Raw genomic sequence first — 15761 nt, forward strand, 5'->3', positions numbered from 1 at the left:
GCCGAGGGGTTTCCCGGTAGTCGCAGGGAAGCCCCTCGGCGATGCCCTCGGCGGGGTGGGATGCCGGGGTGGGGCGCGCTCCCCAAAGCCAGCAGGGCGCCCGCGGCCGTCTACGCAGGGCGCCCGCCACTGCCTACGTGGGGCGGTGGCGCTCGGCGTTCGCGGCCTCGGCCAGGCCCCGGAGGCGTTCCAGGTCCCGGCGGTCGCGTTTGGTGGGGCGGCCGGTGCCTCGGTCGCGGATGCCGGCGGGGGCGGTGGCCTCGCGGGGCGGGGGCGGCGGGGAGTTGTCGACGTAGCACTCGGCGGCGACGGGCGCGCCGACCCGCTTGCGGATCAGACGCTTGACGACGACGATCCGCTCGTGGCCCCCGGCCTGGCGCAGCCGCACCTCGTCGCCGACGCGCAGCGCGTAGGCGGGCTTGACGCGGTCGCCGTTGACGCGGACGTGGCCGCCCCGGCAGGCGGTGGCGCCCATCGAGCGGGTCTTGACCAGGCGGACGGACCAGATCCAGCTGTCGACGCGCACGGACTCGCCGCTCGCCGGGCGGGCGGCCTCGGCGGACGCCGCCGCCGACCCGTCGGAGCCCGGGTTCGTGGTGTCCGGACCGCTCGTCCGCTCCTCCGTGCCTTCAGAAGCCATGCCTCGACCTTAGCTCCCCGGTCGACCGCCCAGGAGAGGCGATCACCGGACGTACCGTGGAGACATGGGCGGCGGCAGCGGTGGTGACAGCGGCAACGGAGGTGGCGGCAGCGGGGGTGGCGGTGAGGTCATGGGGCTGGCCGCGCTCGACGCACGGATCAGCGGGTGCCGGGCCTGTCCCCGGCTGGTCGAGTGGCGGGAAGAGGTGGCACGTACCAAGCGGGCCGCGTTCGCCGACCAGGAGTACTGGGGGCGGCCGGTGCCGGGCTTCGGGCCGCCCGATGCCGCGCTCCTCATCGTCGGGCTCGCCCCCGCCGCGCACGGGGCGAACCGAACGGGACGGATGTTCACCGGCGACCGCTCCGGCGACGTGCTGTACGCGGCGCTGCACGACGTGGGTCTGGCCTCGCGCGGCACGGCGGTCGGCGTCGACGACGGACTGGAACTGTACGGCGTACGGATCACCTCACCCGTGCACTGCGCGCCGCCCGCCAACAAGCCGACGCCCGAGGAGCGGAACACCTGTCGACCGTGGCTGGTCAGGGAGCTGGAGCTGCTGCGGCCGACGCTGCGGGCCGTGGTCGTGCTCGGGGCCTTCGGCTGGCAGGCCGCGCTGCCCGCGCTGGCCGAGGCGGGCTGGGACGTGCCCCGGCCACGGCCCGTCTTCGGCCACGGCACCCACGTACCGCTCGACGGCCTCGACCTCTTCGGCTGCTTCCACGTGAGCCAGCGCAACACCTTCACCGGCCGGCTGACCCCCGCCATGCTGCGCGAGGTCCTGCGTACGGCGGCGAAGACCGCGGGGCTGGGTGTCTCGTCGTAGTCGGGGTGGCCGGGCGGTCGGGACGCTCCGGGCGGTCGGGTGGCCGGGGCGGGCCGGGGCCCGGCGGAAAACGGCTGCCGACGCCGTCGTACGCCGGTTAGGGTCGCGCAATGCCCATCTACCCGGAGATCGAACCGTACGACCACGGCCTGCTCGATGTCGGGGACGGCAACCGCGTGTACTGGGAGGTCTGCGGGAATCCGCGGGGCAAGCCCGCGGTCGTGCTGCACGGCGGGCCGGGGTCCAGGGCCAACGCGTGGTTCCCGCGGCTCTTCGACCCCGAGGCGTACCGGATCGTGCTGCTCGACCAGCGTGGCTGCGGGCGTTCGACGCCGCCGGCGAGCGCGTACGAGACCGATATGAGCGTCAACACGACGGATCGGCTGATCGCCGACCTGGAGCTGCTGCGGCGCCACCTCGGGATCGGGCGGTGGCTGGTGTGGGGTGTGTCGTGGGGGTCGGCGCTCGGCCTGCGGTACGCGCAGACGCATCCGGAGGCTTTGACGGAACTGGTCCTCACGGGGGTCACCACGGCCTCCGACGCGGAAGTCGCCCTGCTGACCAGGGGACTCGGCCAGTTCTTCCCGGAGGCCTTCGAACGGTTCCTGGCCGAACTGCCCGAGGACGAGCGGGACGGGAACCTGCCGGCCGCGTACAACCGGCTGATCGAGTCGCCCGACGAGGCGGTGCGGGCGCGGGCGGCGCGGGCCTGGACCGACTGGGAGACGGCCATCGCGGCGCAGCCGCCCCGCTCCGTGCCGCGCTACGAGGACCCGGTGTTCCGCTACGCCTTCGCCCGCACCGTCACCCACTACTGGGGCAACGGCCACTTCCTCGACGGTGGCGGCGACGGCGTCGTCCTGCGCGACGCGCCCCGGCTCAAGGGCATCCCGGGCACCCTCGTCCAGGGCAGCCTCGACCCGGGCAACCTTCTCGGCATCGTCTGGCGTCTCCACCACGCCTGGCCCGGCAGCGAGTTGGTCCTCATCGACGATGTGGGACACAACGCGGGCGCGCCGGACGTGGCGGCGGCCTTGGTGGAGGCGACGGACAAATACGCCAAGGGCTGAAGGCCGCGAGGTCGCCAGGGCCGTCCCGAGAGAAGCTGGCCTCGTCCGAAGGCGCACCCAGGCCGAGACCGTGAGCCGAGGGTGACGTGCAGGTCGCGGCCGGAGCGGCCGGTGCCCGTGCCGACCGGCGGCCGGTGCCCGTGCCGACCGGCGGGCCGGTGCCCGTGCCGACCGGCGGGCCGGTGCCCGACGAGGCCGCCCGGCAGACAGCCGGACGCCAGGAGACGCTGGTGGCACACCACCGGCTCGGCCTCCGGCCCACGATCGCCGCACCGCTCGACAGCCCACGGCCGCTGACCATGCCCCACGTCCCAACTGCCCCGGCGACTGGCTGAGTCGACGGGTGGCGGTGCGGGCGAAGCGGTGCCCACGGTGCGCCGGGGTCTACGGTACGCCCTCCGCGGTTCCTTCGCCCTCCGCGGTTCCTTCGCCCTCCGCGCCGATGTCGCCGTCCTCGCCGAACAGGTGTCGCACGGTCGACCGGTAGTTGGTCCGGACGTGGGTGAGGGCGTGCGCGCGGGCGCGGTCCGGGTCACCGGAGGCGATGGCATCGTACAACTCGCGGTGTTCGGTGAGGAGTTGGTGCCATTCGGTGTTCTGGCGGGTCAGCCAGCGCAGTCGGCCGTCGACTGGTTCCATGACGGAGATGAGCAGGCTGTTGCCGGCCATGGCGAGGACGCGGTCGTGGAATCGGGTGTTGATGTCGGTGATCGTCTCGGCGTCTCCGGCGCGGGTCGCGACCGCCGCCCGGTCGAGCAGCGCCGACAGCTCCACAAGGGACTCCGGGGTGGCGCGGGAGGCGGCGAGCCCGGCGGCGTACACCTCCAGCGCCTCACGCAGTTCGAAGAGTTCCGCCACGTCCGCCGGGGTGAGACGGCGGACGACCGTGCGGCGCGGGGTCTCGAAGAGGACGAAGCCTTCGGCGACCAGCGCGCGGATCGCCTCGCGGACCGGGACGCGGGAGACCCCGAAGCGGTCGGCCAGCTCGCGCTCCACCAGCCGGTCGCCCGGGCGGAGACGCCCCGCGATGATGTCCTGCCGCAGGGTGCCCAGCACGCGCTCGCGCACCGCGCCGAGGGGTTCGATCTTCGCTCCTTCCGGAGCCAGGGAGCTCATGGGGCCAATCTTCGCCGACGCGAGGGGTGTTTTACGTGGCGTTAACGACAGCGACATCGGTCAGAACGGTTGACGGGAGGACTATGACGGCAGTTTGGTATACCAAACAATCCGTGGTGCTCCCCGGCCCCCCACACCGGTGCCGCGCCCGTCCCCACCACCCACCCTCGTCTCCTCTCGCTCCTGGAGGCCCCGTGTCCCTCGCCGACAGTGCCGAAGCCACCGGCACCACAGCGTTCGTCCCCGACCCCCGCCTCACCAACGAGGACCTCGCCCCCGCCGAGAAGCGGAACTGGAAGGTCTTCGACCTCTTCGCCCTGTGGATGTCCGACGTCCACAACCTCGGCAACTACACGTTCGCCGCGGGCCTACTGGTTCTCGGCATGAACGTCTGGCAGGTGTTCACGTCGCTGCTCGTCGGCTTCGTGATCATCTACATCGGGATGAACTGGATGGGCAAGATCGGGCAGCGCCACGGCGTGCCCTTCCCCGTGGTCAGCCGCATCAGCTTCGGCGTCTGGGGCGCCAACATCCCGGCCATCATCCGGGCCGTGATCGCCATCATGTGGTACGGCATCCAGACCTATCTCGCGTCCGTCGCGGTCAACATCATGCTGCTGGCCGCATGGCCGGGCCTGGAGTCCTGGACCCACAACTCCTTCCTCGGCCTGCACCAGCTCGGCTGGCTCACCTTCGTCGCCCTCTGGCTCATCCAGGCGCTGATCATCAGCCAGGGCATGGAGTCGGTCCGTAAGTTCCAGGACTTCTGCGGCCCGGCGATCTGGCTGGTCATGATCGCGCTGGCCGTGTGGATCCTCGCCAAGGCCGGCTGGACCATCTCCCTCACCTCGACCCCGAACCCGGTCTCGATCGGCGAGCAGTGGCGGCAGTGGTTCGGCGCGATCGGACTGGTCCTCGCCACCTACGGCACGCTGATGCTCAACTTCTGCGACTTCTCACGCTTCGCGCCGGACTACCGGACGGTCAAGCGAGGCAACTTCTGGGGACTGCCGATCAACTCGACCGCCTTCGTGGTGGTGTCCGTCATCGTCACGGCGGGCTCGATCGAGGTCTTCGGCAAGGCGATCACCGATCCGGCCCACCTCGTCGCCGAGATCGGCAACACCTGGATCCTCGTCCTGGGCGCCCTGACCTTCGCCATCGCCACCATGGGCGTCAACATCGTCGCCAACTTCGTCTCACCGGCGTACGACCTCGCCAACGTCTGGCCGCAGAAGATCACCTTCAAGGTCGGCGGCATGATCAGCACGGTCGCCGCGCTGGTCGTGACCCCGTGGAACCTCTTCTCCAACCCCACTGTCGTGCAGTACTTCCTCGGCGGCCTGGGCGCCTTCCTCGGCCCGTTGTTCGGCGTGATCATGCTTGACTACTTCTGGGTCAAGCGCGGCCGCATCGACGTCGACGAACTCTTCAACGCCGAGCCCGGCTCCCGCTACTACTACCGCAAGGGCGTCAACCCCAAGGCGCTGTGGGCATTCCTGCCGGCCGCGGCGGTCTCGGCGGTCCTCGCTCTGGTGACGACCTTCAGCGAGGTCGCCCCGTACTCCTGGTTCATCGGTACGGCGCTGGCCGCCGGGCTGTACGCCGTGCTGTGCCGGGACGAGCGGGCCGCGGCGGAGCCTGCGGGGGCCGAGCCGGTCGGCGTGAGCGGTGGTACCGCCGGGTCTCCGGCCGTGGAGGGCTGAGCGTGCGTATCGTCGTCACCAACTGCAACACGACGCAGGGGATGACCGAGGAGATCGTGCGAGGTGCCCGGGCCGCTGCAGGCCCGGGCACCACCGTGACCGGACTGACCCCCGTCTGGGGGCCCGAGTCCGCGGAGGGCTGGCTCGACAGCTACCTCTCCGCCGCGGCTGTCCTCGACACCCTGCGGACCTACGAGGAGCCGTACGACGCCGTCGTCATGGCCGGGTTCGGGGAGCACGGGCGCGAGGGCGCGCGCGAACTGGTGGATGTCCCCGTCGTCGACATCACCGAGGCCGCCGCCCACCTCGCCTGTCTGCTCGGGCGGCGCTACGGCGTCGTCACCACGCTCGAACGCTCCTGCGGGCAGATCGAGGACAGCCTGGACGCCGCCGGCGTGGGCCGCAACTGCGCGGCGATCGTCGGCACCGGGCTCGGCGTCCTCGACCTCGCCGACTCCGACCGCACCACCCAGGCCTTCCTCGCGGCCGGGCAGCGGGCCCGGGACGCCGGGGCCGAGGTGCTGGTCCTGGGGTGCGCCGGGATGACCGGGCTGCAGCGGACGGTGGGGGAAAAGCTGGGGGTGCCGGTCGTCGACGGGGTGGGGGCGGCCGTGAAACTCGCCGAGTCGCTGGTGGCGCTGGGGCTGACCACCAGCCGGGTGGGGGGGTATGCGAAGCCGTTGCCGAAGAGGAGGAGTTGGGGGCCGGGGGATCGGATAAGTCGGGGATCGGATAAGTCGGGGGCCGGGTGATCGGGGAGCGGGGGACGGGGGCGCGGTAGGGGTGCTCCTTGTCTTCGTCGGCGGCTGCGGGCTTGTGGGTGGCTGGGCGCGCGGTTCCCCGCGCCCCTTGAGGGCCGGGGGTTTGTCCGTGATCCAATACCTCCTTCGGTACTCGTCGTCGTTCCGGTGCGCCCGCCTGTGCGATCCCGGCCGGATCCGTAGCTCCCGTTCGCACGTGGCCGTGAGCGAGTCGGGGTCGATGCGCTCCCCGAGGGCGCCCTCGAAGAGCGAAGCGAGGTCCGAGCGCGCGAACCGGCGGTCCTCGGCGGGGTCGGCGGCCGGCCGCAGAACGGCACAGGACGACAGGCGTTCGTGACGTGCCGGGCTTGATCGTTTCGCGTTCGCATACGCCGGAGGGTAAGGACGCGACCGCCCCGACCGCCCTGCTTCGGCGCCTATTCGACCGCCCGCTTCACTGAAGAGGTGGACCAACCCCTTGATCACGCGCTTGCCTTTCGCACTCTTGTGCAAGGGGTGGGTACGCCTCCGCGATGGCCGCGCAGATCCGCGCCCGCAACAGCGTCGCGGCCTCCGCCCGTCCGGAACTCCGCCCGTGGCCGGGCCATGCGTCCAGGAACCGGTCGTAGTGGCCGAGGCGGTGGCGTAGGTAGTCGACCTTCCATGGGTCGAGAGAGGAGCGGTCGATGGGGCCGAGCGAGGAAGGGTGGGCGGTGTCCCGCGAGGTGTGATCGGCGGTTTCCCGCGAGGGGGGATCGGTGGTGCCGCCTGGGGAGAGGTCGGTGGTGCCGTGTGAGGGGTGACCGGGGGTGCCGTGCGTGGTCGTGTCGCCGAGGCCCGGGCTCCCCGCCCGGCCCCACTCCGCTTCCTTCCTCGCCCGGTGTTCCACCGTCCGTAGCGCCAACTTGCCCGGATCCAGGCGGGGTACGTCGATCGGTTCGTTCCTGATCCGCTCCAGGATCTGCTTCTTCCGTCGCCGCATCGCGGCCCGTACCGCCTCCGACCTGAGTCCCGAGGACTCCGCCGCCTCCCGGAACTCCTCAGTCCGCTCGGCTGCCTCGACCCGCTCCAGCCGATACAGCCGGACCCTCGGCGCATCCCTGAACCGAGGGTTCACACCGAGCCGGTCCGCTTCCCCGAGCAGCCGGTGCACCATTCCGCCGGTCCACCCTCGGACCCGCAGCCCGGCCAATGACACATACCGCTGGCCGTCCTCCTCGTAGCCACCCATGGCGCGACCTCCCCCATAGCCCCGGCACACCTGGCTCCAGGCGCGCCACAGCGCACCCGGAACGCGTCCCGATCGTCACTCTCTGTGACGACGACTTCATTGAAGCGCACGCCACTGACAATCGACCGAAGCGAAGGGTGACGAGGCCGCCGAGGACCGGACCGGTGGCCGCGGATGCGGCGGCCGGGTCAGTCGTCCGCGGTCACGACGGTGGGTTGGCCTGCGAGGATGCCGCCGTCCAGCACGAACTCGGCGCCCGTCGAGAACGTGGCGTCGGTGACGATGAAGAGCACCATGCGGGCGACCTCCTCGGGTTCACCGAACCGGGGAATGGGCTGGCCCGAGGTGTAGGAGTCGCCGAAGCCGGCCGTCATCGGGGTGCGGATGGCGCCGGGGTGGACGGAGCAGACGCGGACCCCGTCGGGGGCCAGTTCCAGTGCGGCCGTCTTCGTCAGCCCGCGCAGCCCCCACTTGCTCGCCGCGTACGATCCGATGCCCGCGTAGGAGGTCAGTCCGGCGAGGGAGGAGACGTTCACGATCACCCCGCCGCCGGCCCGGCGCAGCGAGGGCGCCACCGCGCGCATGCCCAGCCACGGGCCCTGGAGGTTGACGTCGAGGACTCGGCGGAACGATGCGAGGGACTGTTCCTCCATCGAGCCCCACTCGGCGAGCCCCGCGTTGTTCACCAGCACCGAGACCGGGCCCAGGTCCCGCTCCACCTCGGCCACCGCCCGCTGCCAGCCGTCCTCGCTGCTGACGTCCAGGTTCAGGTAGCGCGCGCGGCCGCCGAGTTCCGCCGCAAGCTTCGCTCCTTCGGCGTCACGGACGTCGGCGATCACCACGTCGGCCCCCTCGGCCGCGAGGAGCCGTGTCACCGCGGCCCCGATCCCTCCGACCCCACCGGTGACGATCACCACCCGCTCGCTCAGACGTCCCATCACGACCTCCCGCTCCTGAGTACGGCCGTCATCGGCACCCCACCACCAGCATCGGCCGCGACGCAGTCGACCGCAGTTCGGACCGCCCCTGCGGGCGCCCCCGTCCGTCCCGTCCGCCCCTGCCGGGAGCACGTGCCGGATTCGATCACCCTTCCCGCGCCGGGCCGGGTCAGCCGCGGCTCGCCGGAGTGCAGGGGGATCGCCGGGTGAGAGGCATGGACAGCCGGCCGGCGGTCGACGTCCAGGAGCCGGGCGACATCCAGGAGCCACGGCTCGGCGTCGGGTCCTTCTCGCTGGTCACCCCGGTCCGTGCGACTCCACGGCGGTAATTCCGTTCATAAAGAACATGGCCTCTGCAGGGATCGTCACATCGCGGTAATACGAGCGTTCCATATTCTCCAGGTTCGGGACCTACGGTGGAGAGCACAAGTAACGGATGCCATCAGCTGGCGCATCAACTGCCTGCCGTCACTGATATCACCAACGCCCCGGCCGCCGTCGCCCGAAGGCACACACCCGCTCCAGGGCCTGTCTTTCGGATCAGCCCTGGGACGCGGGCCTGGTACGCGCATCCGCGGTGTTGTCGTCGGTTGCCGACTCCCCCACTCTCGGCTTCGCTCGAGCGGGAGGGACCCCCATCGCGTCGACGCCCTCCTCCGCCATGGAGATGCACGCACCAGGCCCCGCTCACCCATGGCCATCAGGCGCTGTTGCCTGAAGTCGGCCTGATCCGAAAGACAGGCCCTACCTGACGACAGGAGCCCCGTGTCCCGCCCCGCTGCCCTAGTCCTGCCGCCCTGGCTCGCCCATGCTCTGCGTGCGCAAAGGGGACCGGTGCCCTGGAACGCGGTGGTGCGAGGGGCGTTGGCCGGTGGACCGCTGCTGCTCGTGGCCGTGCTGGTGGGGCGGCCCTCCATCGGAGTCCTCGCCGCACTCGGCGCCATGCTCGCCGGGATCAACGACCGGCCCGGGAGCCGGCGCGTGGCCGTGCAGCGGCTCGGGGTGCCCGCGCTCGCCGGGGCCGTGGGGCTGCTCGCCGGGACGTACGCCGGACAGTACGCCGGGGCCGTCGTCCTCACCCTGCTGCTCACCGCGCTCGGCTTGCTCGCCGGCGGTATGAGCGCGGTCGGGCCCGTGGCGTCCGGGGCGGGTACGCAGTTGCTGGTCGCGGCCGCCATCGGGGCCGGGATGCCGTTGCCGGAACCGGGGTGGGAGCGGGCGCTCGCCTATCTCGCCGGTGCCGGATGGCTGCTCGCGCTGCGCCTCGCCCTGCCCACGCCCGCGGTCCTCACCGCCGGTGACTACCGGTTCGACGGGGAACGGGATGCCGTCGCCGCCGTGTACGACGCGGTCGCCGGGTTGCTGGACGCCGTCGGCACCCCGGACGCGATCGCCCGGCGGGCCGCGCTGACCGCCGCCCTCGATCATGCCCAGGACGCGCTCGCCGGACCACGGCTGCGGCGGTACGCCAGTTCGTCGTCCGAGCGGCGGCTGCACGCCCAGTACGCCGCCGCGCTGCCTCTGGCCGAGGCGGCGACCGCGCTGGCCTGGGCCGGGGACGCTGTCGTCGGCCGTGCCTCCGAAGGGCCCCGAAGGCTCGCCGCCGCCGTGCGCGGCAACACCGCCACCGGGCCGCTGCCCGCGCCCTCCCGCTCAGCGCCCGCGCTGCGCGCCCTCGACGACGCGCTCCTGCGTGCCGCCGAGGCCTTCGACCGGGGCGGCGACGCGCACGACCTGCACACCCGCCGCCGTACCCTCGGGTCGCTCGTACGGCTCGGCCTCGGGTCCGGCGGACGCGAGTACGGGCTGCGGGTCGCCCTGTCCTTCGGGGCCAGCGCGGCCGTGGCACAGGTGCTGCACCACGAGCACTGGTACTGGCTGCCCGCGACCGCCGTCTTCCTGGTCAAGCCCGATCTGGGGCCGCTCGTGTCCCGGGTGCTCTGCCGGGCCGCGGGGACCATGCTCGGCGCCGTGCTCTTCGCCGGGTTCGCCGCCGTACTGCCCCGGCCGGAAGGGCTCATCGCGCTGGTCGCGGTCAGCGGGGCCCTGATACCCGTCGCCACGCGGCACTTCGCCGCCCAGACCGCCGTCGTCACCGTCCTCGTCCTCGCCCTCGTCATGGTCGGCGGCGACCCCCAGGCGTCCTGGAGCCGCATTGCCGAGACGCTCCTGGCCTGCGCCATCGTCCTGATCGTCGGCCACCTGCCGATGCCGAAGGACCAGCGCGGCGGGGGCGTACGCGCCCGGCTCACCGAAGCGGGGACGGCCGCGCACGCCTACCTCGCACACGTCCTGAACGAGTCGCGCGCGCCGGGCGCCGGCTCCGGAGCGAACGGGACGTCCCCGTCGAGCGGCGCGTCCACCCCCAACGGCGTCACCGTGTCCGTCGGGGCCGCCCTGCCGGGCGAGGCCGACGACCGTGCCGCCCGCTGGACGCTGCGCCGCGAGGCCTACCGCGCCCTCGCCCGGGCCCGCGCCGCGATCGCCCTCTCCGAAGCCGAACTGCCCGCCCTGGCCCGGCACACCGAGGGCACCGACGAGGTCGCCGCCATCCTCGAACGGCTGGTCGACACCACCACCGCCTGTGCCGTGCACCTCGACGACACCGGACGACTCAGCCGCCGCCACACCGAGCGGCTCACCGCACTCCTCGACGAACTCGCGCGCCACCAGAGGCACGCCGGCGTGAGCCTCCCCGACGCACCGGACGTGGCCGACGTACTGCCGAGGCAGGGCCTGAGCGCGTGAGCCCGCACGCCGGCCCCGCGGTGCCCGCCGGACGAGGCCGGATCCCACCCCCTCCGCTCACCGGATGCCCCATTCACACCTCTCCCGAGCCCGCCACGGTCGTACCGTGACGACATGACGCCGCCCCCGTCCTCGTCACCCTCCTCCTCGACTTCGTCTGCCTCGCCGTCTCCCGCCGATCTCGTCATCACCGGCTGCACCGCCCTCGTCCACGACGAACACGAGGGGATCGCCTTCGTCGAGGACGCCGCGATCGTCGTACGGGAGGGGGTGATCGCAAGCATCGGGCCGGCGGAGGAGACGGCCCCCGTGGCCACGGCGGAACGGATCGACGCGCGCGGCCAGGTCGCGATGCCGGGGCTGATCAACTGCCACACGCACGCGCCGATGGTGGCGCTGCGCGGCATCGCGGAGGACCTGCCGGCGGAGGAGTGGTTCAACGACGTCATCTGGCCCGTCGAGTGCAACCTGACGGCGCTGGACGTGGAGTTGGGGGCCCGGCTGGCCTGCGCGGAGATGATCCGGGGCGGGGTGACCTGCTTCGCCGACCACTACTTCTCGATGGACACGGTCGCCGCCGTGGTCGAGGAGACCGGGATGCGGGCGCATCTGGGGGAGGCCTTCTTCTCCTCGCAGGGGCCCGAAGGCCGTGAGAAGTCCCTGGAGTTCGCGCTACGGCACCGGGGTGCGGCCGACGGTCGTATCACCACCGCGCTCGCCCCGCACGCCCCCTACACCGTCGAGTACGCCGACCTCGCCGCGACCGCCGAACTCGCCGGCGCGCACGGCCTCCCGGTGCATCTGCACGCCTCCGAGAGCCGCGACCAGACCGACAACAGCCTCACCCGGCACGGCGTCACGCCCATTGAGGTCCTGGAGCGCACCGGGCTGCTCGGCGTCGACGCGGGCGTGCTCATCGCCCACGGCACCGGCATCATCGCCCGCGACCTCCCCATCCTGGAGCGGGCGACCGGGCCGGTGGCCGTCGCGACCGCGCCCCGGGGCTATCTGAAGTTCGCCTGGCCCACGACCCCGGTGCGCGCCCTGCGCCGTGTCGGCGTCCCCGTCGGGCTCGCCACTGACGGGGCCGCCTCCAACAACTCCCTCGACGTGTGGGAGGCCATGGCCCTCACCGCGCTCGTGCAGAAGTCCACCGAGGGCGACCCGCGCTGGCTGACCTCCCGCCAGGCCCTGCACCACGCCACACTGCAGAGCGCCCGGGCCGTCGGGCTGGGGGAGTGGATCGGCAGCCTCGCCCCCGGCCGGCGTGCCGACATCGTCCTCGTCGATCTCAGCGGCCCGCACACCCAGCCGGTGCACGATCTCGCCGCCACCCTCGTGCACAGCGCCCGCTCCGCCGACGTACGCACCACGATCGTCGACGGCCGCGTCCTCATGCGCGACCGCGAGCTGCTCACCGTCGACGTGCCGGCGACCGTACGGGAGCTGACGGACCGCCTGGCTCCACTCACCGACCGCAGCCACGGCGGCCGCATCCAGGACTACGACAAGCCACCCCAGTGAGCGGCGACGGCGCGACAGAGGTGCTCGGCAGAGAAGTCCCGCCCCACCGATGAGTTCCGCTTCCCCTCCGGCCCACCCAGTGGAACGCACCGCACCGCACGGCACCGCACCGCGCCGCACCGGAGGAGCGACACATGTCGCTTCCGCGGATCGTCCCGCGTGAGGAGAGGAATGGCGCGCTGCGCGGGAGGATCCGCTGTCAAGGAGAAGGCCCGCACACGCGCGCGGGACGCGCCGAACGCCGAGCGCGGCGGCTGCCGATGGTCGAGGTGGACGAGGAGTACGTCTTCGAGGGCGGGGACGACAAGGGCGACGCTGCCCGGATCTCTTCCAGGAGCGCCGTCCACTGATCGTGTACCACGTCGTGTTCGCCCCGGAGTGGGACGCGGGCTCCCGCGACTGCGCGGCCTTCCTCGACCAGATCGGGCACCTCGCGCATCTGCGGGAGCGGGGGACCGAGTTCGCCGTCGTGTCGCGGGCGCCGTACACACGAATCCTCCCCTTCAAGGCGCGCAAGGAAGCATGAGCGTGTCATCCACACGTACTCGGCGTACGGGCGCGGCCTGGAGGAGTTCGGCTCCACGGCCGGACTGCTGGACCTCACGGCGCTGGGGACGGTGGACGGCGAGCGGACGCGCTACCACGATGAGTACGAGGAGTGACAAATAGTGCAAGTGTTGGCACGTAGAGTCACCGGAATGTGTGGTTTCTGAGAGGTACCTCACGATCGGCTGTTGACCTCGTGTCAACTACGTCTCAGTACCGTCACTTCGCGAGCCGTTCACCCCATGGTTGGCGTTTAAATCTACGAGCTGACTAGCTGCGGGCTACGGGCTCACGGGTACAGCGCGACATGGAGGTGCAGGGTGAACGGGCGAACGGTGCTGGGACGCTTTCCCGCCGGTGGGCCGCGCGGCTCGTGGCCGGCGGAGGAGTTGGCGCACGCGGCCCGCCTCGAAGGGCAGCAGGCCGAGGTCGTGATGGACATCGCGACGGACATGTTCCTGGTCATCGTGCGCGGCGCCGACACCGCCGCGACCGCGTCGGCCTGACCTCACCCCGCCTTCGGGGCGGGAACCTTCGCCGCGGAAGCCTGCCCTGCCGGTACCTTCGCCGTAGAAGCCTGCCCTGTCGGTACCTTCGCCGCGAACTGCTCCGCCTGGAGCGAGTACAGCTCCGCGTAGACCCCGCCGGTGGCCAGCAGCTCGTCCGGGGTGCCGGACTCCACGAGGCGGCCCTGGTCGAGGACGTGCACCAGATCGGCGTGACGGACCGACGCCAGCCGGTGGGTGATCAGGACGACCGTCTGACCGGTGCCCGCCAGGGCGCGGATCTTCTCGAAGACCTCCAGTTCGGCCCGGGCGTCCAGGGCCGCGGTCGGCTCGTCCACGATCAGGATGCGCCCGCGCCGGTACGCAGCCCGCGCGATGCCGAGGCGCTGCCACTGCCCGCCCGACAGTTCGTGCCCGCCGCTGAACCCCCTGCCCAGAAGCGTGTCGAGGCCGCGCGGGAGATCCTCCACCACGTCCTGCGCCCCGGCCTCCGCGACGGACGCCGCGAGCCGCTCCTCGGTCAGCGGTGCCGAGGGGCGGCCGATCGCCATGTTGACGCGGGCCGTGAAGGGCCATCGCTTGAAGTCCTGCGCGACCATCGCGATGCGCTCGGCGAGCTGCCGCCGGTCGGCGCCCGCCGCGTCCACGCCGTCCCACATGATCTTGCCCTGGTCGGGGGTGTACAGCCCGGCCAGTAGCTTGACCAGGGTCGTCTTGCCCGAGCCGTTCTCGCCGACGAGCGCCACGATCTTGCCCAGTGGCACGGTCAGGGTGACGTCGCTGAGCGCGGGCCGGGTGGCCTTGCCCGGATAGGTGAAGGTCACGTTCTCCACCCGGATCTCCCGCGGGTCCTCGGGCAGCGGATCACCGCCCTCCGGGATCGCGCGCTTGGCGGCCTCCACGTACAGGCGCTGCATGTCGCCCACGAAGAGGGCCTCTTCGTGGAGGGAGTTCACCTCCAGGACGAGTGTGTCGAGGCTGGTGGAGCCGGTGCGGATGGCGATGACCGCCGTACCGGCCACGGAAAGCGCCATGGCGCCGGTGAGCAGCAGACCGCCCAGCGTCGCGTACGTCGCCACGGTGGCCAGCCCGGTCCAGACGGCCGCGTACAGGCCCGTACGGGCCGCCAGCCGGGCCAGGCGTGCCTGCTCGGCCTCCGCCGTCTCCGACATGGAGCGGAAGTGGCGCAGCAGGAACGGGCCGACGCCGTGGACCCGGATCTCCGGGGCAGCCTCCGGCTCGATCAGCAGGGAGCCGATCAGATATCCCGCGCGCGCGTGCTGCACCCAGGCGTGGAAGGACGTGTAGCGGCGGCGGGCGATCGTCAGGGCGCTCCAGGAGCTCGGCAGGGTCATCGTGACGAGGAGCGGGAGGAGGGCGGGGTGCAGCACGGTCAGCACACCGGCCGCCGCGATCAGCGAGATCATCGCGTTCACCACGCGCGCCGAGTAGCTGATCATCCGGCGTGCCGACTGGGCGCCGTACTTCGCGGTGTCCAGCAGCTTGTGGAAGCCGTCGTCCTCGATCGCGGACAGTTCCACGGCCGCCGCCCGCTCCAGATACAGCTCGGTCGCGACCCGCTCCACCTTGGGCTCCAGCCGGCCCGTGGCGTATGTCGACGCGGCTCGCAGCAGGGTGGACACCAGCATCACGGCGGCGATGGTGACGAGCGCGGGGGCGGCTCCCCGTAGTCGCTCCTCGACCGTGCCGTCCGCGATCAGCCGGGCCAGGATCGCGTTCACTGCGAGCAGGTTCACCGCCTGGGCGAGGCCGCGGCCCGTCTCGGCGGCCAGTACGGTCCGGGCGGCCCGCCGGTCCGCCTGCCAGGCCAGCCGGAAACTCGACGCGAGCAGCGACGGCAGCCGTCGCACCATCGCGCGGAAGTTCAGCTCCAGAAACGCGTTGGCATGCTGCGACCAGCCCATGTCGTACCGCAGCGGCCCCCCGAACAGCAGCAGCTCCGACTCCGACGTCTCCGGCTTGCCCCCATCACGCGCCTTCCCCACCCACGGCCTCCCCCGAGTCGTCGCCGACAGGCCACTATCCCGGCGCGTACCTCTTCCGACCAGGGCGCACGACAACGATGCCACCACCCGCCCGGGGCACGCGGGGCGCGAAGAGGCAGGAGGAAGTACGCCGCGACGCCCCTGATGGCGGGCCGAAGGCCCCGCCA

Annotated in this window: 13 protein-coding genes and 1 pseudogene; 9 read left to right on the plus strand and 5 right to left on the minus strand. The window is 72.1% G+C overall.

All coding sequences use genetic code 11. The features are described from left to right. Positions 1-133: 133 nt before the first annotated feature. Positions 134-640 (minus strand): RNA-binding S4 domain-containing protein, encoded by a 507-nt coding sequence (locus ACFU53_RS12465; protein WP_383989808.1) that lies wholly within the window; start codon positions 638-640, stop codon positions 134-136. 64 nt (positions 641-704) lie between these two features. Here ACFU53_RS12465 and ACFU53_RS12470 point away from each other — a divergent pair, with 64 nt between their 5' ends. The 3 genes from ACFU53_RS12470 to ACFU53_RS12480 all read left to right on the plus strand — a co-directional run bounded on the left by ACFU53_RS12470 (position 705) and on the right by ACFU53_RS12480 (position 2868). Continuing rightward, positions 705-1463 carry a uracil-DNA glycosylase gene (locus ACFU53_RS12470; protein ID WP_383989811.1) on the plus strand — a complete coding sequence of 253 codons (759 nt, stop codon included), beginning with the start codon at positions 705-707 and terminating at the stop codon, positions 1461-1463. Positions 1464-1573: 110 nt separating this feature from the next. Beyond that, a complete protein-coding gene (gene pip, locus ACFU53_RS12475; RefSeq protein WP_383989814.1) occupies positions 1574-2533 on the plus strand; it encodes a prolyl aminopeptidase in 960 nt (319 codons plus the stop codon). An 86-nt stretch (positions 2534-2619) separates the two neighbouring features. Beyond that, positions 2620-2868: a hypothetical protein gene (locus ACFU53_RS12480; protein WP_383989817.1), complete on the plus strand. Its 249-nt coding sequence runs from the start codon at positions 2620-2622 to the stop codon at positions 2866-2868. A gap of 49 nt (positions 2869-2917) precedes the next feature. Here ACFU53_RS12480 and ACFU53_RS12485 read toward each other — a convergent pair whose 3' ends face one another. Next, positions 2918-3649, minus strand: coding sequence for a GntR family transcriptional regulator (locus ACFU53_RS12485; RefSeq protein WP_383989820.1), 732 nt, complete (start codon positions 3647-3649; stop codon positions 2918-2920). A gap of 194 nt (positions 3650-3843) precedes the next feature. Between ACFU53_RS12485 and ACFU53_RS12490 the strand changes: the two genes are divergently transcribed. After that, positions 3844-5355: an NCS1 family nucleobase:cation symporter-1 gene (locus ACFU53_RS12490; RefSeq protein ID WP_383989823.1), complete on the plus strand. Its 1512-nt coding sequence runs from the start codon at positions 3844-3846 to the stop codon at positions 5353-5355. 2 nt (positions 5356-5357) lie between these two features. Next, a complete protein-coding gene (locus tag ACFU53_RS12495; RefSeq protein WP_383989826.1) occupies positions 5358-6107 on the plus strand; it encodes an aspartate/glutamate racemase family protein in 750 nt (249 codons plus the stop codon). A gap of 442 nt (positions 6108-6549) precedes the next feature. Here ACFU53_RS12495 and ACFU53_RS12500 read toward each other — a convergent pair whose 3' ends face one another. Both ACFU53_RS12500 and ACFU53_RS12505 read right to left on the minus strand, forming a co-directional pair. Then, a complete protein-coding gene (locus ACFU53_RS12500) occupies positions 6550-7326 on the minus strand; it encodes a hypothetical protein (protein WP_383989829.1) in 777 nt (258 codons plus the stop codon). Positions 7327-7514: 188 nt separating this feature from the next. Beyond that, positions 7515-8264 (minus strand): SDR family NAD(P)-dependent oxidoreductase, encoded by a 750-nt coding sequence (locus ACFU53_RS12505; protein WP_383989832.1) that lies wholly within the window; start codon positions 8262-8264, stop codon positions 7515-7517. A 765-nt stretch (positions 8265-9029) separates the two neighbouring features. Here ACFU53_RS12505 and ACFU53_RS12510 point away from each other — a divergent pair. The 4 genes and pseudogenes from ACFU53_RS12510 (at position 9030) to ACFU53_RS12525 (ending at position 13588) form a co-directional block, all read left to right on the plus strand. Next, positions 9030-11012: an FUSC family protein gene (locus ACFU53_RS12510; protein WP_383989834.1), complete on the plus strand. Its 1983-nt coding sequence runs from the start codon at positions 9030-9032 to the stop codon at positions 11010-11012. Positions 11013-11126: 114 nt separating this feature from the next. Further along, positions 11127-12536: an amidohydrolase gene (locus tag ACFU53_RS12515; RefSeq protein ID WP_383989837.1), complete on the plus strand. Its 1410-nt coding sequence runs from the start codon at positions 11127-11129 to the stop codon at positions 12534-12536. Positions 12537-12705: 169 nt separating this feature from the next. Further along, positions 12706-13198, plus strand: a pseudogene (locus ACFU53_RS12520) (DUF899 family protein); the annotation flags it as partial. A 204-nt stretch (positions 13199-13402) separates the two neighbouring features. Further along, a complete protein-coding gene (locus ACFU53_RS12525) occupies positions 13403-13588 on the plus strand; it encodes a hypothetical protein (RefSeq protein ID WP_383989840.1) in 186 nt (61 codons plus the stop codon). Positions 13589-13590: 2 nt separating this feature from the next. Here the strand turns inward: ACFU53_RS12525 and ACFU53_RS12530 are convergent, their stop codons facing one another. Next, on the minus strand, positions 13591-15594 hold the full coding sequence (locus tag ACFU53_RS12530; RefSeq protein ID WP_383989843.1) for an ABC transporter ATP-binding protein: 2004 nt from the start codon (positions 15592-15594) through the stop codon (positions 13591-13593). Positions 15595-15761: the final 167 nt, after the last annotated feature.

It is taken from the genome of Streptomyces sp. NPDC057474 (assembly GCF_042802555.1).
Classification (GTDB): Bacteria; Actinomycetota; Actinomycetes; order Streptomycetales; family Streptomycetaceae; genus Streptomyces.

Coding starts and splice junctions, on each gene's coding strand:
- ACFU53_RS12465 (WP_383989808.1), bottom strand. CDS start 640: ATGGCTTCTGAAGGCACGGAGGAGCGGACGAGCGGTCCGGACACCACG.
- ACFU53_RS12470 (WP_383989811.1), top strand. CDS start 705: ATGGGCGGCGGCAGCGGTGGTGACAGCGGCAACGGAGGTGGCGGCAGC.
- pip (WP_383989814.1), top strand. CDS start 1,574: ATGCCCATCTACCCGGAGATCGAACCGTACGACCACGGCCTGCTCGAT.
- ACFU53_RS12485 (WP_383989820.1), bottom strand. CDS start 3,649: ATGAGCTCCCTGGCTCCGGAAGGAGCGAAGATCGAACCCCTCGGCGCG.
- ACFU53_RS12500 (WP_383989829.1), bottom strand. CDS start 7,326: ATGGGTGGCTACGAGGAGGACGGCCAGCGGTATGTGTCATTGGCCGGG.
- ACFU53_RS12505 (WP_383989832.1), bottom strand. CDS start 8,264: ATGGGACGTCTGAGCGAGCGGGTGGTGATCGTCACCGGTGGGGTCGGA.
- ACFU53_RS12515 (WP_383989837.1), top strand. CDS start 11,127: ATGACGCCGCCCCCGTCCTCGTCACCCTCCTCCTCGACTTCGTCTGCC.